The organism is Fodinicola acaciae (assembly GCF_010993745.1).
Classification (GTDB): Bacteria; Actinomycetota; Actinomycetes; order Mycobacteriales; family HKI-0501; genus Fodinicola; species Fodinicola acaciae.
Genome location: NZ_WOTN01000002.1, coordinates 1,008,990 through 1,026,356, shown reverse-complemented (window position 1 = coordinate 1,026,356; position 17,367 = coordinate 1,008,990). Strand labels below are relative to the sequence as shown.

Below are 17,367 nucleotides of genomic sequence, written 5' to 3'. Positions count from 1 at the left end.
GTCAGGCGGGTTCCAGCGGATCGGTGAGTACGGCCGCGGAGCCCGCCAGCTCCATCGCACGCTCGGTCCCCAGCACGCGGCCGGCGACGGCGCCGCGAGCGGCGGCGCGCGTCACGGCCTGCTCCGGCAGCGGCGCGTTCGAGCCGACCAGCACGAGGTTGCCGTATCGCCGGCCGCGCAGGATCGCCGGCTCGGTGATCACCAGCAGGTGCTCGAAAACCGCGCGCAGCGTGGCGATTTCCCGGCGGGCGACCGGCAGCGGCGGCCGGTCGGCGACATTGCACAGGTAGGTGCCGTCGGCGCGCAGCACCCGGCGTACCTGCTCGGCGAACTCGACCGTGGTCAGGTGATCCGGCACCAGCTCGCCCACGAACGCGTCGCGGATCACCACGTCATAGCGCGCCGCCGGCAGCCGTTCGACGCCGCGGCGCGCGTCGGTGACCCGCACTCGCAGCCGTGGAGTCGTACGCAGTCCGAGCTCCGATCGCGCCAGGGCGACCAGCTGCTCGTCGTACTCGAACACCACCTGCATCGAGTTTCGCCGGGTGGCGGCCACATATCGCGGCAGGGTGAAGCCGCCGCCGCCGAGATGCGCGGTGTCCAGCGACTCGCCGGCCGGCCGAAGTGCGTCGAGCACGTCGCCGATCCACCGCACGTACTCGAACTCCAGCCGGGTCGGATCGTCGAGGTCGACGTAGGAGTTGGGGACGCCGTCGAGGCGGAGCAGCCAGCCGTCGGCGACATCCAGGTCCTTGGACAGCTCGGCGGTCCCGTTGTCGGTCGGAAACGTGCCCGGCTGGCGTGTTCTGCTCATCGGACAGCAGGCTAGCCGGATTTGACCGCCACGTAGAGGCCGAGGTAGGTCGAGGTGTCCTCGACCAGAGTGGCCGGACAACCGGCAAGGTCGAAGGCGGCCAGATACTCGGCCTGGCTGAACAGCGCGATGCGGTGGTTTTCCTGGAAATGCCGAATGCCATCGGCTGTCGCGTGAAGGAAATGCAGGTCCATCCGGACGAAACGCTGATTTTCGCGTCGGGTGCGGGAAAGCCGCGCGATCGATCCCCAGTCCTCTTGGATCAGCTGGCTGGAGACGTAGCCGTCGACGTAGCGGTCCGGCGTCCACCACGGCTCCACGACAAGCACGCCACCTGGCGCGAGATGCGCGGCCATCCGGCCGATCGCGGCGTTGAGCGCGTCGAGAGACGGCAGATAGCCGACCGAGCTGAAAAGGCAGGTGATGGCGTCGAAACCGCGGTCCAGCGCGAACGTACACATGTCGGCGGCGTGGATCGCCACCTGCGGCAGCTTTGCCCTGGCGACGCCGAGCATCCCCTCCGACAGCTCGAGTCCCTCGACGTGGCCGAACAGCTCGGCCATCGCGGCGAGGTGCGCTCCGGTGCCGCAGGCCACGTCGAGCAGTGAGTCGGCGGCCGCGTTGTGGCCGCGTACGATGTCGGCGATTTCCTTTGCCTCGGCCCGATAGTCCTTGCCGCGAGCCTGGTAGACGAGGTCGTACACGCCGGCTACGTCGTCATCCCACATGGCTGGCAGGCTAGCCGCGCTGCCTCGCGGCGGCCTCGACTCACATGCCGTACACGCGGCCGACCGGGATGCGTGCGACCAGCCGGCGCTGCTCGACCATGGCCGCGCGGAACTCGTCCCAGTCGGGATGTTCGCCGGCGATCGACCGATAGACCTCGACGAGCTCGTCGGCCGCCGCGTCGTGCGGGTCGGTGGTGACCGCGGACAGCTCGGCGTCGCCTTCAGCCACCACGTACGAGCGGAAATCGCCGCTGGTGACGTAAAAACTGGCGCGCGGGTCGCGGCGCAGGTTGCGCGTCTTGGCCCGGTCGTCGGTGACCGACACGCGGATGACGCCGGCGTCGTACGCGTAGGAGACGTTGGACAGCTGCGGCCTGCCGTCCCGCTTGAGCGTCACGAGTACGCCGTGGTGCGACCCGGCGATCAGTTTGGTCAGCGCGTCTTCGCTCATGTCCCGTCCAACATCGCCGGCCGGTTGATATTCCGGCCGGCGCTGAAATGTCGGTCGGAGGCGGCAGCGCTGGCCGACAGTTTCGGCGACCCCTGATCGCCGAGACCGCCGGCCGCGCAGCGGGCTTACGGCTGCGGATGCGCGCGGATGGCGTCCATGATCCAGGTGGCGGCTGGCGTGGTTTCCGGCCATGGCTGCTGTCCGCGGATCACCGCCAGCAGTTGCCAATAGCGCTCGGCGCGTGCGTCGGTGCCGGCGGCCATGTCGTCGAGCAGCTTCGCGCGCACCTCGGCGGAGTCGTCGCCGGCGATGCGTACGACCATGCCGCCGACCAGCCGGCCGCCTTCGGCCGACTCCGGGGCGATGCCGTCGGCGATCGCCTGCCGGGCCAGGTGTGCGGCCTCCAGCACTGCCTTCTGCGCCTCCGCCGAGACCTTCGGCGCGTCCGGGTTCGTCGCGCCGCGTACGAACATTCCCTTGATACGAGCGCGAAAGTCCGGGTCGGAGACCAGGTCGACGAACTCGACCCAGGCGTCCACCTGCGCCGGCGTCGGGTCGTCCGGCAGGTCCGGCGTGACGGTACGCATCATGGTGGCGAAGTCCGAGGTCGGCGCCACCTCCGACACCTCGTCGATGAAGTCGGTCAGGATCCGGTTGCGCTCCTGCTCGGAAAGGCGCGCCAGCTTGTGCATGAGCTTGAGCTCCTCGGGTGCTGACCCCCGCGCGGCCACCGCGCGCAGCACGGCTCGCCGCAGCCGCAGCGTACGGATCTGCACGTCCAGCGCCTCGGCGTGCGCGGCGGCCACCTCGCCGACGGTCCGCTCGCCGGCCAGCAGGCCGCGGATCGTGTCGAGGTCGACGCCGAGCTCACGCAGGGTGCGGACCAGGTCCAGCTGCGCCATCGCGGTGATGTCGTAACGGCGGTAACCGGCGGAAGTCCGGTCGGTCGGCTCCACCAGGCCCTCGTCCGAGTAGAACCGGATCGTCCGGACCGTGAGGCCGGTACGCCGGGACAGCTCGCCGATCGAGTACAGGGTGTCGCCAGAGGTCATGCGACCACCGTGCACTCTCCAGCTACTGGAGACTCAAGTGTGATTAGCGCCAAAACGCCAGCAGCGACAGCTTGGACGTACGCGCGATCCGTGCCTGCACGGTCTTCTTCGCGGTCTCGGCGGCGACATTCTTCGCTCTGCGGAAGTATTCCGCGGCCGGCAGCTCGCCCTTGATCCAGCGCCGGCCAGACTCCTGGGAGACCTTCTCGCGGACCATCCGACTCCCCCTCACAAACCCGATCCACGAGTTTACTCGTCATCAGACCTGAGCGATACCGCCGGCGAGCAGGTTCCCCAGCACTCTGACCAGCTCTTTGTCGATCTCGGTGAGCTCACCCGGCATGAGCGAGTCGACGGTGAGCAGACCGAGCCGAGCCGGCCCGGCCGTCACCGTCACGGCGATCAGGGTGCGATAGTCCGACCGCGGCAGCACGGTCGTCTCCGCGTCGATGTCCCTGACGAACACCATGTCGCCGCTGCGGACCAGGCCAAGCACCAGGTCACCGTCGTCGGTGCCGGGCAGGAAACGCTCGCGTGGCTGGCTCGACCGGCCACCCCAGACGACCCTGGTGAGCACGTTGTGGCCGGGGTCGTACTCGTAGTACGTGCTGCGCGCGTTGGGCGACGTGAGCCGTACGGCGGCATCGACGGCCGCCTGCAGCACCTGACCGACTAGCAACCGCCGGTCGGACTTGTCGCGGGTGACGGCCAGCTCGCCGAGATAGCTGGTGATCGGCGCCAGCGTGCCGTTGAGCGTGAGCATGAGGCTTTCCTGCGCTGCCTCGGCGACCTGTTCGGCACTGCGCCGCGCGCGCTCGCGCCGATAGCTCTCCAGCGCGGCGACGACGATCCCCAGGCCGGTCAGCACGGCACCGGCGGTGACCAGCAGGACCTGCCGCAGGCCGGAGGCGGCGCCGGCCTGGATGCCGATGACGAAGGCGCCGACCGCCGCGCCGACACCCACCGCGGTGAGGGTCAGCGTCAGCCAGTTACGCCGCCACCAGTCAATCGTCACTGTCCGTCGCCTCTCATGTACAGAGAGTACACCACATTGGCCCGACTGGTCACATCTGTCACTACCGAGAGTGACGTTGGATGGCCAGCTCGATCCCGTCCAGCACGATGTCGACACCGGCCTCGAAAGCCTGGTCCAGATCCGGGTTGTCGTCGGCCTCCACCATGAAGCGATAGAGGGCCGGATAGCGGTCGGGGGTGATCACCTGTCCGATGTACGGCGCCGTCGCCGTCCGCCATTCGTCCTCCGTCAGCCCCGTCCGGCGTACCGCCTCGGACTCCGCGAGCTCGGCCTGCACGAACCCGCGCGTGAAGGCGCTGACCATGCCGGCGAAACCCATCACCCTGTCGATATCGAGGCCAAGGCTATCCATAGTGGACAACTCGAAGTTCATCAGCCGCAGCGACCGCGGCCCGATCGACGGCCGGGCGATGAACAGGGCGGCCATCCACTGGTGACGCAGCATGACCAGCCGGCTCTGCACAGCGAGCCGCCGCAGGTCGGCGCGCCAGTCGCCGGACGGCTCGGCCGGCAGCTCGTGCTCGCCGAGCACCTCGTCGTACATCAGCTCGACGAGCTCGTCCCGCCGGCGTACGTACCGATAGAGCGACATCGTGCCGGAGCCGAGCTCGGCCGCCACGCGGCGCATCGAGACCGCCTCCAGACCTTCGGCGTCGGCGAGCCGGATCGCGGCCGCGGTGATCTCCGCCCGGCTCAGCCCCGGATGCGGGCCGCGGCCGGACTTCTCCGGTCGCATCCACACCGACGGGACCTGGTTGTCCGGCATACGCGTCCTCCTCTGCGTACACCGTACTAAGCCACGGCGTCACAGCCGCCGCAGCACGACTCCGAGTACGCGGCTGACCGCCACATAGCCAAACTGCCGCGAGTCGGTGGAGTGAGCCGCGTTGTCGCCGAGTACGACCAGCTGTCCGGCTGGCACCCGCTCGTCGCGTACGGCCGCGCGGACCTGCGCGGGCACGGGATCACCTGGCGCCGCGGCGACGCGCTTCAGGATCCAGCCGTTACGGCCCTCACGCCGCCGGTCGGCGAACACCACGCACTGGCCGACGCCGCAGCGCTTACGGCGCACTACGAGCAGGCGGTCGCCGTGCGCGTACGCGGGACTCATGCTCTGGCCGCGTACGGTGATCATCGCATATCGTGCGCGCAGCCAGAAAACTCCGCCGACCGCCAACGCCAGCAACGCGACGACGGCGATCACGCGGTCGCCGCCGCATACCCTTCGGCCTGCAGGTTGAACAGCCGCGCGTACGCGCCGCCCGCCGCCAGCAGCTCGGCGTGCGTGCCCTGCTCGGCGATGACGCCGTCGGCGAGTACGGCGATGAGGTCGGCGTCGCGGATCGTGCCGAGCCGGTGCGAGATCAGCAGGCTGGTACGTCCCGACCGGATCTCGCGCAGCCGCGAGTGCACCTCGTGCTCGGCTTCGGCGTCCAGGCCCGCGCTCGGCTCGTCCAGGATCACCAGGTCGCGATCCTCACGCAGAAACGCCCTGGCCAGCGCGACACGTTGCCATTGACCGCCGGACAGCATCACGCCGGTCTCCTTGCCGTCGCCGGATGCGCTGAAGAAGGCCCTGGTCAACAACGTGTCATAGCCGCGCGGCAAAGCCTGGATCGCGTCGTGTACGCCGGCGCGTCGAGCCGCGAGTTCGATCCGGCTCGGGTCGGCGATCGCGGACAGGTCACCGACCGCGATGTTGTCGGTCGCGCTGAGGTCGTATGCCATGAAGTCCTGGAAAACGGCCCCCATCCGGCCGCGCAGCTCGGTGACCGGAAGGTCGCGGACATCGACGCCGTCCCAGCGGATCTGACCGCGCGTCGGATCGTAGAACCGGCACAGCAGCTTCACGATCGTACTTTTGCCGCCACCGTTGAGACCGACCAGCGCGACCGTCGACCGGTGCGGCAGGAAAAGGTTCACACCGCGCAGGACCCAGGGATGCGAGTCGGAGTAACGAAACCAGACATCCCGCAGCTCGATTCCGTTGCGCAGCTCGGAAATCTCGCACGGGCGCGACGACACCGGCAGGTCCGGTCCGGCCGACACGACAGCGTCGAAATGCTGGAAAAGCAACGCCTGTTGTCTCGTACGCGCGGCCGCGCTCACCATCGCGGTCACGGCCCCCTGCACGGCGGCGGTTGCCGCGACGAACAACGAAACGTCGCCGACGGTGAGCTCGCCGCGGCCGGCCGACAACAAGGCCCACAGCAGACCGCCACCGGCGATCGTGCTGGCGAGCGCGATCAGTGCGCCGTGGCGCACCAGTTCCCTGCGGTCCATCTGGTGACGAGTGGCGTTGCCGCGCCGCACTTCGGCGATCATGCGCTCGCGCAGGAACGCGCCGATGCCGAAGAGCCGGATTTCCTTCGCCGCCGGCGCCGCACCGAGCAGCGTCGCGTAGAACAGCTCGCGGCGCTGGATTGGGGTAAGGGCGAGCATCATGTCCGTACGCTGCCTGGCCAACCGCAGCTCGACGAGCAGAGCCGGTGCGGCCGCGGCCAGCACGACGGCGGTGAACCACGGACTGACGATCGCGAGCGAGCCGACAAATCCGATCAGGGTGATGCCGCCGCGGCCGAGCTGGAGCGTCGAGTCGATCAGCTGACCCGGGTTAATCACGCTCTGCTCGGCCAGCCGCAGCCGGTCCAGGAACTCCGGATCCTCCAACCTCGACAGGCCGGAAAGCCGTTCCACGGCAGCGAAAAGCGTGTCCTTGGCACGCAGGCTCGCGCGGCGGTCGAGCTCGGCGCGCAGATAGTCGGCGATCTGCGGGTTGAGCGCGCCGGCCAGTCCCCAGACCGCGATGCCGGTTGCCAGCGCGAGCAGCACACCGACCGGACCTGGCCTCACCAACCGGTCCAGTGCCAGCTTCGTCAGCCACGCCACGAACACCGGCGTGAGGCCGCCGAGCAGGGTCACCAGCAGGTACGCGACGGCATGCCATGGAGCCGACCGCCAGACCAGGCCGGTCAGCCGGAACGCGGCGGTCACACCAATGCCGGCAGTCGGGAGAAGCGCGGCACGAACTCGGTGACCACGCCGTCCACGACGACGCAGGACATCGGATAGCCCTCCACTCCGAAGGTCTCGCGAATTCCCGAGTCAGCTCCGTCGAGCACGACCTGCGCGACTTTTTCCAACGCCGCCACGAAATCAGCGCCGTCGGAATAGGTCGTGTCGACCACGACGAGTACGCGCTCACGGTCGCGGTCGCCGGCCCACGCCACCAGGTCAGGCAGGTCCGTACGACAGCTTTCGCATTCCGGGGACACGAAAACCACGGCCGTGGCGCCGACGAACGACAGCCGCTCGCCGTCGACCGTGGCGGCGGTGAGCTGACCGACCGACCGGCCCGCCGCCGGGACATTCGCGCTGCTACGCCGTTCCAGGAGCCGCTCGAGGGTCTCGGCGTGCTCACGTAACCGCCGCACCACACCAAAAGTCAGGACAAGGTCGAGCAGGCACAGCGCACCGACCAGGACCACGATCGCGATCAATACGGCCATCAGTTCCGCCTCGTCGAGAAAGGGACACCGGAAAAGCCGCGGTGATGCCGAAGAATCGGCACCACCGCGATCGTCGGACCTCGGTCAGCAGCGGTCGTTGCTCAGCGCGCAGTCACCGCAGGCGGTGTCGTGGAGCTCGTCGCGCAGCTGGTAGGCCTGCCGGAGATACATCGTCGGCGGAAATCCGTAGCCACAGCCGCACTTCGCCCACGTACACACCACCGCGTCCGCGGTCATCTTCGGAACGAGACGGCCGAGCATCCGGTCGCTCAGCCGCTCGATTCTGTCCCTGATCGTTGCCACCATGCCATCAGCTCTCTTCGTCAGGATGCCGTGATGAGCCCGGGTACGCTGCCGGCGGCGTACCCGGGTGGAGACAGCGCGGAATGTAGCCGCCGCCGGTTGGCGGCGCAATACGCGAGCCGGCAGCGGCGGAAAATTTCCCGACTCGTGAGTACCAATAACATATTTAGCGCTAAAGGCCTACCGGAACAGGTCGGCACCCCACGGTTTGCCGGCGGACGCTCCTGGCGGACAGGCGAAGACGGCGCTGGAGGTGTGCGTGATGTATTCGTTCAGCGCGTCGTTGGCACCGAGTTTGCGCTGGATGGGAACGAACTGCTTGGCCGGATCCCGCTGGTAGCAGATGAAGAACAGGCCGGCGTCCAACTCACCGGTACGCGCGTCGATGCCGTCGGTGTAGGAGTAGCCGCGCCGCAGGATCTTCCGGCCGCCGTTGCTGGCCGGCGCGGCCAGCCGGATGTGCGCGTTGGCGGCGACCCGCGACTGGCTGCCGAGGTCGACCGGGTCGAACTCGTCCTTGCCGCCGAGCGGCGCGCCGGTCGTCTTGACCCGGCCGAAGACCGCCTCCTGGTCGCCGAGCCGGTCGCGGTCCCACGACTCGATGTGCATCCGGATCCGCCGGGTCACCAGGTAGCTGCCGCCGCGCAGCCACGGCTGGTCGGTCTCGTCGCCGACCCAGACGAAGTCGCGCAGGTCGGCGTCGTCCTCCAGCTTGATGTTGTTGGTGCCGTCCTTGAAACCCATCAGGTTGCGCGGCGTCGCCTGGCTGCTGCTGGTCGTGGCCGTACGGCCAAACCCAAGCTGGGACCAGCGCAGCACCGCCACACCGCGGGCCAGCCGGGCGAAGTTGCGGATGGCGTGGAAGGCCACCTGCGGGTCGTCGGCGCAGGCCTGTACGCCGATGTCGCCGTTGCTGATCTCCGGCCGCAGCTCGTCGCCGGGCAGCGGCGGCAGCGGCTGCAGGGCCGCCGGTTTCCTCGCGGCCAGGCCGAAGCGCTTGTCGAACAGCGACGGTCCGAAACCGATGGTGAGCGTCAGGCCGCCGGCCGCGAGGCCCATCGCCTCGCCGGTGTCGACCGGCGGCTCGTCCGGCAGCGTCTCGGTCGGCCCGACCGGCTGGCCGGCGGTCATCTTCACCGCCGCCTGCGTCCACGTGACCAGCAGCTCACGCAGGTCGTCGCGGCTCGTACTGGTCAGGTCGAAGGCCGCGAACGCGAGCCGGTCCTGCGCCGGGGTCGCGATGCCGGCCTGGTGCTCACCGTAGAACGGTACGGCCGGCGAGCCGGTCGAGGCCGCCGCGGCGGTGGAGCTCAGCGTGTGGCCGAGCGCGTAACCACCAGCGCCGACGGCGACGCCGCCGCCGATGGCCGCGCCGAGCAGTCCGCGCCGCGAGATCCGCCTACTTTCCGACAACTTTGCCCGCCACCTTCGACTCGGCCTCGGCCAGCGCGTCGATCGCCTGCGCGATGGCCCTGGTGTCCGTCTGCGCCAGCTGCGTGTAGAGCTTGTAGCCGCCCGGCTGGCCGGCGTCCTTGTATTTGTCCAGCAGTGTGTCGACCGCGGCGAACTTGGCGCTGACCGTGTTCGCCAGGGTCGCGTCGACCCGCTTCAGCGCCGGCACCAGCGGCGCGTACGCCTGCTTCGCGCCATCGACGTTGGCCCGGATGTCGACCAGGTCGATGTGCGAATAGCGCTCCTCCTCGCCGGTGATCTTGCTCTTGGACACCTCGCTGAGCAGCTCGCCGGCGCCGTTGGCCAGCTGCGCCGGCTGGTAGGTCGCGGCCGCCACCTGGGTGTTGAGCTTCTGTACGTCCACCAGCAGCTTGTCGGCCACCGGCGCCATCCCGGCCGTCGAGTTCTTGACCCACAACGCCTGCTCGATCTTGTGGAAGCCGGTCCACTGCGCCGCCGGCACGTCGTTTTCGCGCGCGTCGATCGCCGGGTCGAGACCGGAGAAGCTTTCCGCGACCGGCTCCACGCGCTCGTAGTGCACGCGCGCGGCGGCGTAGAGCTGCTTGGCCTGCGCCACGTTGCCGGCCTTCACCGCGTCGACGAACGGTTTCGTCGAGGTCACCAGCGCACCGACCTCGGTCTTCACGTACGCGGCGTACTGCTGCACGGCCGTCTTCAGCAGCGCAGCGGTGGCCTGGTCTTTCGACCCGGCGGCGGCGCCCGTGACGGTGAACTTGACGGTGTCGGTCTTCGCGCCGGGACAGTAGAGGCTGTAGGTGCCCGCGGTCAGCGCCAGGGTGAACTCGCCGGACAGTCCCGGGGTGAGGTTTTCCTTCTCCCCCATGATCCGCTCGCCGTCCAGCAGCTCGACCTCGGTCGACTTGGTCGCGCTCTGGTTGGTGATCGAGAAGACGTACGAGCCGGCCGGCACGGTCGTACGGTCCGGCGTGCAGCCGTCGTCGGTGAGCGTCACCTTGATCTTGTTCGAGGACGCGCCACCGGTCGCCGCCGGCGATCCTCCGCAGCCCGCGATCAGAGCGAGACCCGCGACTGCCACCGCGGCCAGCGCGAGAGGTGAGCGGACTGTGCGCATTGTGCGTTCTCCCTATGCGTTTGTGGTTGCTGGGACGGCCTTCTGGCGCTTGGCGGCTGGCCACGCGACGTAGATGCCGACTGGGATCAGGTAGACCAGCCAGCCGATCACCTCGATCACCACCGGCCGCGGCTGGATGCCGAGCACGCCGGTGATCAGCGAGGCCTGGATGGTGCCCGGCCCGACCAGCCAGGTGAGGTCGACCACCTGCTGCTGGCCGACGTTGAGCCAGCCAGCCTCGTGCGCGGTGTGCAGCGCGCTCATCACCAGGCCGGCCGCGACGAACACCAGCACCAGACCGGTGGCGCGGAAGAACCGGCTCAGGTTGAGGCGTACGCCACCGCGATAGATGCCATAGCCGATCGCCACCGCGACGAGCACGCCGAGCAGCGCGCCGATGCCTGGCAGGATGGCCGAGGAGCTGGCCTGGAACGCGGCGAGCAGGAAGACCGAGGTCTCGAAGCCTTCGCGCAGCACGGCCAGGAAGGCCATCGCGATCAGGGCCCACGCCGAGCCGGAGGCCAGCGCGGCGCCGGCCGAGCCTTCCAGCTCGCCTTTGAGATCGCGCGAATGCCGGCGCATCCAGACAATCATGTACGTGACCATGACCACAGCGGCCAGCCCGATGACGGTTTCCAGGCCTTCCTGCTGCGCCTGCGGCAGCTCCGCGGTGATCACCTGCAGCGCGATCCCGATGCCGAGGCAGATCAGCACGGCGATGACGACCCCGATCCACACCGACCGCAGCGCGTCGCGTTTTCCTCTCTGCACGAGGAAAGCGGCGATGATGCCGACGATCAGGGAAGCTTCGAGGCCCTCACGCAGTCCGATCACGAACGTGGGAAGCATGACCATCTCCTAAGGCAAGGCAAGCCTGCCTTAGGATAGGGCCACCTAAGCCGGAGGCCAACTGGCCCCCTGACTGGGAAAACGTTCGCACACCTGGTGTGATACGCGGCGTAGCCCTAATCTGTCCTCCATGTCCCAACTCGCGAGTAACAAAGCTCACGACTTTGACGTCTTCGTCGTCGGGTCGGGCTTCGGCGGAAGCGTGGCCGCTCTGCGGCTGACCGAGAAGGGCTATCGGGTCGCGGTCGCGGAGGCCGGCCGGCGGTTCTCCGACGACGATTTCGCGCGTACGTCGTGGAATCTGCGCAATTATCTGTTTGCGCCGGATTTGGGGCTTTATGGCATCCAGCGTATCCACCTGCTGCGTAACGTGATGGTGCTGGCCGGCGCCGGCGTCGGCGGCGGATCGCTGGTCTACGCCAACACCCTGTATCGACCGCTGCGGCCGTTCTACCAGGATCCGCAGTGGTCGCACATCACCGACTGGGAGAGCGAGCTCGCGCCGCATTACGCGCAGGCGAGCCGGATGCTCGGCGTCGTCACGAATCCGACGACCACACCGTCGGACGAGGTGCTGCGCAAGGTGGCCGCCGACCTCGGTGTGGCGGAGTCCTACCATCCGACGCCGGTCGGCGTTTTCTTTGGCAAGCCAGGCGAAACCGTGCCCGACCCGTATTTCGGCGGCGCCGGGCCGGCGCGTACCGGCTGCACGGAGTGCGGCTCCTGCATGACCGGCTGCCGCGTCGGCGCCAAGAACACGCTGGTGAAGAACTACCTTTATCTGGCCGAAAAAGCCGGCGCGCGGGTGATGCCGTTGACGACCGTCACCCATCTTCGTTGCCGGGACGACGGTTCGTGGGTCATCGACGTGCTGCGTACCGGCTCGAAGCTGCGCCGCGACCGGCGTACGTTCACCGCCGGCCACGTCGTGATGGCCGCCGGCACCTGGGGCACGCAGCAACTTCTGCACCGGATGAAGGACTCCGGCGCGCTCGCCGGCCTGTCGCCGCGGCTCGGTGAGCTGACGCGGACGAACTCCGAGGCGATCACCGGCGCCAGCCGTACGTCCGTCGACCCGTCCGAGGATTTCTCCTCCGGCGTCGCGATCACCTCGTCGATCCACCCCGACGACCACACGCACATCGAACCCGTACGCTATGGCCCCGGCAGCAACGCCATGGGAATGTTGCAGACGCTGGCGACCGACGGCGACTCGGACGTGCCGCGGTGGAAACAGTTCCTGAGTTTCCTCGGCCGGCATCCGATCAAGACGCTCCGGCTGTTTTCCGTGCACCGCTGGAGTGAGCGGACGGTCATCCTGCTGGTGATGCAGAGCGTCGACAATTCCCTGACGACCTACACCAAACGCGGGCTGCTCGGCCGCAAGATGACCTCACGGCAGGGCCACGGCGAGCCGAACCCGGCGTTCATCCCGGCCGCGTACCAGGCGACCAGCCTGGCCGCCGAGCACATGGACGGACAGGCCGGCGGCACCTGGGGTGAGCTGTTCAACATCCCGCTCACCGCGCATTTCATCGGCGGCTGCCCGATCGGCACGAGCGCGGACAACGGCGTGATCGACCCGTATCACCGCGCTTTCGGCTATCCGACGATGTCCATTGTGGACGGTTCGGCGATCACCGCCAACCTCGGCGTGAACCCGTCGCTGACCATCACCGCGCAGGCCGAGCGCGCGTTTTCCATGTGGCCCAACAAAGGCGAGGCCGACCAGCGTCCGCCACAGGACGCGCCGTACCAGCCGGTGCCGTTCGTCGCTCCCCGTTCACCAGCCGTCCCCACCAACGCTCCAGCCGCCCTGCAGGCCCGCTGACGACACGATCGGCCCTCCGTCACGCATCGTGCGTGCCGGATCGACTCTCGGAGCAGACCTACGGCAGCCGTCTCACTTCTGCCTGTCTGGTTCGGCGAAATCCTTGCTGTGTAGCGCGGCGGCGACGTCGGTCAGTGAACGGGCGCGTGCGTATTCTGTCGCGGTGAACGGACGATGCGGCCGGCGTACGACCATGATCCCGCTGCGTGGATGATTGAGCAGGAGCCGTTCGCGATGGGTGAAACCGGGTCGACGCAACGGATTCGCTTCGGCCTGCCAGCGTACGTCCGCGCTCAGCAACGCGGAAACGGCCGCGGGGAGCTCCAGTTGGCCGGAGACAAGCTGTCTGGCCAGGACCAGCGATCGACACGACGGATCGGTCAACTCGTGGACGTCGGCCGGCGCAATGCTTATCTCGCGGCCACCCGCGCTGCGAGCGGCTCGTTCGATGGCGCTCTCAGCGGTGTTCGGAGGAGCCGCCACCAGCATCTCGTCCACCACGCCGGCCGGGCTTGGTTGTACGTCCAGCGACTGAATGTCACAACCAAGCGCACCCATCGCACCGGCGAGCACGGCCAGCCGGCCCGGTCGGTCGTCGATGGTCGCGCGAACGAGCCACAGGTTTCCCTGTCGCGGAGGTGGTAGGTGTCGACGCGGACGCCATCTGAAGACGAAGGCGCCGACGACTGTCGCCAGACCGATGACAATGAGGACGAGCGGCCCGTAGGCCTGTTCTCCGGCGACGCTGACCAGGGTATGAACGGCGCCCGCGGCCAGGAAGATCGCCGCGAGTTCGACCGCCTTCCGGGTCGCGCCCGGCACTCTGTTCCTTGAATCCTCGTTTTCCATAGTCACGATAGTCGGCCGACGCTGTTGCCACTCACGGTGTTCAGATATCACCAGTGGGTAAACGGACCGGATCACACGGCGGTCGCGGCGGACGCCGTCCATCGAGCGGAATCGGTGTTCTGTCTGCGAACTTCCGGTGCCGCCCACCACGGCGGCCCACCCGCGGTCGTTTAACAGCTCGGACACACCAGCGACACAACGATAACCGCCACAGTTTCAAACACGGCCTAGTAGTACTACTAGCCAACTGGTTTCAGGCGGATCGACCAGGTGCGGTTGAGGTTGAGCTCGGTCAGGTACGCCTCCACGTCCGCGTCCGTCTCGAAGCCGTTGAACCACACCGCTTTCCGCCCGTCGGTGCGCACCGGCAGCCGCGGGAAGTCGTTCTCGGACGGATCGGTTTCCAGCCACACAGCGGCTTTTACGTCAGGAGCGGTCTCCAGCGGATGGATCGTCGCGACCAGTCGCGGCGTTCGCGGCAGGTCGAGTGCGGTCAGGGGATTCAGCAACAACACGTCCGACACGTCGAGCATGGTGGCGTTGGCGGCCGGACCGTACGTCTTCCACGCCTCGCTCTCGAAGTAGAAGCGGTTGAGTGCGGACTTTCGTACGGCCATGTCGGGAAAACTCCGCAGCCAGACGAAGCGGTCGTCACGGTCCAGGTCGTGGTAGACGCCGAGGATCCGCATGCCGACCGCTTCCTGGCTGTCGACGAAATGGCGCAGGAACAGCTCGGTCAGCGTGTCGCGCTGGCCGGGACGCAAGGTGTACTGCCGGAGTTCCACGACTTCGCTCATGCGTCCCAGCATGGCGACCGGAAGGCCGGCGATCGAGTGGCGGATCTGCCGATGTCCGCAACTTTCCTGCCGTAGGCTGGCGGCATGAGGACGGTGGCCGTGGCGGTGGTCGAGGACATGCCGATGTACGAGCTGGGGATCGCCTGCGAGGTGTTCTACGAGCCGTTCTACGAGCTGCGGCTGTGCGGAGCCAGCCGCGTCCGTATCGAGTCGGGTTTCACCGTACGGCCGGGACATCCGCTGCGGTCGCTGGCCGAGGCGGACACGGTTGTCATCCCCGCGCTGCCGCATGCCTGCATGGCCGACCGGCCGATTCCGGCGCCGCTGGTCAAGGCCGTGGCGGCGGCCGCGGCGGCGGGCGCTCGGATGGTGTCGCTGTGCAGTGGCGCGTTCGTGCTCGCGGCCGCCGGCGTGCTGGACGGAATGCGCGCGACCACGCATTGGCAGCAATGCGCGAAGCTCGCGGCCCGCCATCCGGCCGTACGAGTGGATCCGTCGGTTCTCTATGTGGACAACGGAAACGTGCTGACCAGCGCCGGCCGCAGCGCCGCGCTCGACCTCTGCCTCCATGTCGTACGCCAGGATTTCGGTGCGCACGTGGCGAATTCCCTGGCGCGTACGATGGTCGTCGCGGCACACCGGTCCGGCGGACAGGCACAGTATGTGGCCCAGCCGCTGCCACCGACCGAACGGCTCGGCGAGGTGCTGGACTGGGCGCTGGCCCGGCTCGACCAGCCGGTGACCGTCAGTTTGTGGGCCAGGCAGGCGAAAATGAGCGAGCGGACGTTTGTCCGGCGGTTCGGCGAGGCGACCGGCACGACACCGCGGCAGTGGCTGCTCAGCCAGCGGCTCAACCGCGCCCGCGAGCTGCTGGAGTCCACGACGCTGTCCATCGACCAGGTGAGCGAGCGCAGCGGCCTCGGCTCGGCCGCCAACCTGCGCCAGCACTTCACCGCCGTCGTCGGCACCACACCGACCGACTATCGCCGCGCTTTCCGCTCTGTCGAATGAAAAACCGAGGCGCCGGACGGAAGGCTCGCCCGGCGCCTCGGCATCCCCCAGGAGGGACCTACAAACCCGCGGTCTGCAACAGATCCTTGGTGGTGCCGGCCGGCGCGTTGGAGATGACACCCTTCGACGCGTTGTCCTGCAGCCACTTGATCACGTCCGCGGTCGACGCGTCTCCCTTGGCGGCCTTGTAAAGCGCCGCGACACCGACGACGTGCGGGGTGGCCATCGAGGTGCCGGAGATGGTGTTGGTGCCGCCGTTGAGCCAGGTCGACTTGATGTCCACGCCTGGCGCGTAGCCCTCCACCAGCGAGCCGAAGTTGCTGAAGCTCGCGTTCTTGTCGGTCTTGTCGCTGGCCGCCGTGGTGAACACGCCGTCGGCCTCGGCCGGCGAGTGGCCCTTGGCATCGGCGCCGTCGTTTCCTGCCGCCACGGCCAAAAAGACGCCGGACTTGGCCAGCGCGGTGGCCGCACTGTCCACATTGGAGTCACTCGGTCCGCCGAGCGACATGTTGGCGACGGCCGGCTTCTTGGCGTTCTTGGCGACCCAGTCCATGCCGGCGATGACGTTCTCGTACGTGCCCGAGCCGTTGCAGTCGAGCACGCGTACGGCGTGCAGGCTGACCTTCTTGGCGATGCCGTACGTGGTGCTGCCGATGGTGCCGGCGACGTGCGTGCCGTGGCCGTTGCAGTCCTTGCCGTCGCCGCCGGTCGCGTCGTACGCGATCGAGGCGCGGCCGCCGAAGTCCGGATGCGCGGTGTCGATGCCGGTGTCGATGACGTACGCGTTGACGCCTTCACCGGTCGAGGTGGCCTTGTACGAGTTGTCCAGCGGCAGTTTCGGCTGGTCGATCCGGTCCAGGCCCCACGAGGCCACGTCGGTGACCTTGATCTTCGCGTCCTGGCTGACCGCCGCGACGGCCTGCTTCATTCGCGCACTGTTGAGCTGTTTGTCGGTCAGGTGGGCGGAAAAACCGTGCAGCACCGCCGAGTAGACGTGGTCCGGCTTGACGCCGAGCGAGCTGGCCACCGCGGCCGGGTCGCTGCCGTTGGCGACCTTGACGATGTACGCGCCGGCCACGCCTTTCGCGCCGTGCGCGGTGTACGGCGCCGGAGCGGTGCGGTCGCCGGCGGCGTGCGCCGGCACAGCGGCCAGGGACGTGCCTGCGGCCGTCGCGGCCACCACGGCAGCGAGTAACAGGCGTCGAGCGATCGGTTTCACGGCTGCCTCCTTGGGGCACGCGAGGTCACTGTCCGTAACCGACCGAGCGCACGGAAATCCGGTTTCCGGGCAGGTCGGCGTACGGAGCGGGGAATCAAGATCACGCGGCCGCGTTCCCATCACCTTCGGTGCCGGCCGCCGCCGAAACAATGCGTAGGCCCCACCTAACTAATGCTTGACTAATGCTGTCTTTTTGCCGCGTATTGGTGGATGCATGCCGGCTCTCGCCAGACTGCGGAGGTTGGGATCATCCGGCACTATTGATGGACAGGACAGCTCATCCCGCGATCGTCGTCCGAATTGGTAGGAATTGATGCGATACCTCCGCCAGCCAGGAAGCCGGTTCGGCAAACCGTTACCTTCCGTGACGTAG

The 17,367-nt window shown here is 68.2% G+C and carries 19 protein-coding genes; 2 read left to right on the top strand and 17 right to left on the bottom strand.

Going from position 1 to position 17,367, the window contains the following annotated elements:
• Nucleotide 1: 1 nt before the first annotated feature.
• The 14 genes from GNX95_RS20170 to efeU form a co-directional block, all read right to left on the bottom strand.
• A complete protein-coding gene (locus GNX95_RS20170; protein ID WP_163508955.1) occupies nt 2-814 on the bottom strand; it encodes a spermidine synthase in 813 nt (270 codons plus the stop codon).
• A gap of 11 nt (nt 815-825) precedes the next feature.
• Nucleotides 826-1,542 carry a class I SAM-dependent DNA methyltransferase gene (locus tag GNX95_RS20165; RefSeq protein WP_163508954.1) on the bottom strand — a complete coding sequence of 239 codons (717 nt, stop codon included), beginning with the start codon at nt 1,540-1,542 and terminating at the stop codon, nt 826-828.
• Nucleotides 1,543-1,582: 40 nt separating this feature from the next.
• Nucleotides 1,583-1,993, bottom strand: a complete 411-nt coding sequence (locus tag GNX95_RS20160) for a PPOX class F420-dependent oxidoreductase (protein ID WP_163508953.1) — start codon at nt 1,991-1,993, stop codon at nt 1,583-1,585.
• Nucleotides 1,994-2,118: 125 nt separating this feature from the next.
• Nucleotides 2,119-3,045: a MerR family transcriptional regulator gene (locus tag GNX95_RS20155; RefSeq protein WP_163508952.1), complete on the bottom strand. Its 927-nt coding sequence runs from the start codon at nt 3,043-3,045 to the stop codon at nt 2,119-2,121.
• Nucleotides 3,046-3,088: 43 nt separating this feature from the next.
• The gene (locus GNX95_RS20150; protein ID WP_163508951.1) at nt 3,089-3,262 is read right to left on the bottom strand and encodes a hypothetical protein; all 174 of its coding nucleotides are present in this window, start codon (nt 3,260-3,262) and stop codon (nt 3,089-3,091) included.
• Between the two features lie 42 nt (nt 3,263-3,304).
• Nucleotides 3,305-4,060, bottom strand: coding sequence for a GAF domain-containing protein (locus GNX95_RS20145; protein WP_163508950.1), 756 nt, complete (start codon nt 4,058-4,060; stop codon nt 3,305-3,307).
• A gap of 61 nt (nt 4,061-4,121) precedes the next feature.
• Complete coding sequence (locus tag GNX95_RS20140) at nt 4,122-4,847, bottom strand: TetR/AcrR family transcriptional regulator (RefSeq protein ID WP_163508949.1); 726 nt, start codon at nt 4,845-4,847, stop codon at nt 4,122-4,124.
• Nucleotides 4,848-4,886: 39 nt separating this feature from the next.
• On the bottom strand, nt 4,887-5,285 hold the full coding sequence (locus GNX95_RS20135; RefSeq protein ID WP_222853773.1) for a S26 family signal peptidase: 399 nt from the start codon (nt 5,283-5,285) through the stop codon (nt 4,887-4,889).
• Entirely contained in the window at nt 5,282-7,075 is a 1,794-nt protein-coding gene (locus tag GNX95_RS20130; RefSeq protein ID WP_222853772.1) for an ABC transporter ATP-binding protein, read from the bottom strand. The genes GNX95_RS20135 and GNX95_RS20130 overlap by 4 nt, the downstream gene beginning before the upstream one ends.
• The gene (locus GNX95_RS20125; RefSeq protein ID WP_163508948.1) at nt 7,072-7,590 is read right to left on the bottom strand and encodes a thioredoxin domain-containing protein; all 519 of its coding nucleotides are present in this window, start codon (nt 7,588-7,590) and stop codon (nt 7,072-7,074) included. The genes GNX95_RS20130 and GNX95_RS20125 overlap by 4 nt, the downstream gene beginning before the upstream one ends.
• An 84-nt stretch (nt 7,591-7,674) precedes the next feature.
• Nucleotides 7,675-7,896, bottom strand: coding sequence for a hypothetical protein (locus tag GNX95_RS20120; RefSeq protein ID WP_163508947.1), 222 nt, complete (start codon nt 7,894-7,896; stop codon nt 7,675-7,677).
• Nucleotides 7,897-8,073: 177 nt separating this feature from the next.
• On the bottom strand, nt 8,074-9,306 hold the full coding sequence (gene efeB / locus GNX95_RS20115; RefSeq protein ID WP_163508946.1) for an iron uptake transporter deferrochelatase/peroxidase subunit: 1,233 nt from the start codon (nt 9,304-9,306) through the stop codon (nt 8,074-8,076).
• Nucleotides 9,293-10,438 (bottom strand): iron uptake system protein EfeO, encoded by a 1,146-nt coding sequence (gene efeO, locus GNX95_RS20110; protein WP_163508945.1) that lies wholly within the window; start codon nt 10,436-10,438, stop codon nt 9,293-9,295. Before efeO ends, efeB begins: the two co-directional genes overlap by 14 nt.
• Nucleotides 10,439-10,450: 12 nt before the next feature.
• Entirely contained in the window at nt 10,451-11,287 is an 837-nt protein-coding gene (efeU, locus tag GNX95_RS20105; RefSeq protein WP_163508944.1) for an iron uptake transporter permease EfeU, read from the bottom strand.
• 130 nt (nt 11,288-11,417) lie between these two features.
• On the opposite strand from efeU, the gene GNX95_RS20100 reads away from it, so the two are divergent.
• A complete protein-coding gene (locus GNX95_RS20100; RefSeq protein ID WP_163508943.1) occupies nt 11,418-13,118 on the top strand; it encodes a GMC family oxidoreductase in 1,701 nt (566 codons plus the stop codon).
• A 72-nt stretch (nt 13,119-13,190) separates the two neighbouring features.
• Here the strand turns inward: GNX95_RS20100 and GNX95_RS20095 are convergent, their stop codons facing one another.
• Nucleotides 13,191-13,940 (bottom strand): ACT domain-containing protein, encoded by a 750-nt coding sequence (locus GNX95_RS20095; RefSeq protein WP_163508942.1) that lies wholly within the window; start codon nt 13,938-13,940, stop codon nt 13,191-13,193.
• A 266-nt stretch (nt 13,941-14,206) separates the two neighbouring features.
• Nucleotides 14,207-14,764 (bottom strand): NIPSNAP family protein, encoded by a 558-nt coding sequence (locus GNX95_RS20090; RefSeq protein WP_222853771.1) that lies wholly within the window; start codon nt 14,762-14,764, stop codon nt 14,207-14,209.
• 84 nt (nt 14,765-14,848) lie between these two features.
• Between GNX95_RS20090 and GNX95_RS20085 the strand changes: the two genes are divergently transcribed.
• Nucleotides 14,849-15,775, top strand: a complete 927-nt coding sequence (locus GNX95_RS20085; protein WP_163508940.1) for a helix-turn-helix domain-containing protein — start codon at nt 14,849-14,851, stop codon at nt 15,773-15,775.
• 58 nt (nt 15,776-15,833) lie between these two features.
• Here the strand turns inward: GNX95_RS20085 and GNX95_RS20080 are convergent, their stop codons facing one another.
• On the bottom strand, nt 15,834-16,994 hold the full coding sequence (locus GNX95_RS20080) for a S8 family peptidase (protein WP_222853770.1): 1,161 nt from the start codon (nt 16,992-16,994) through the stop codon (nt 15,834-15,836).
• Nucleotides 16,995-17,367: the final 373 nt, after the last annotated feature.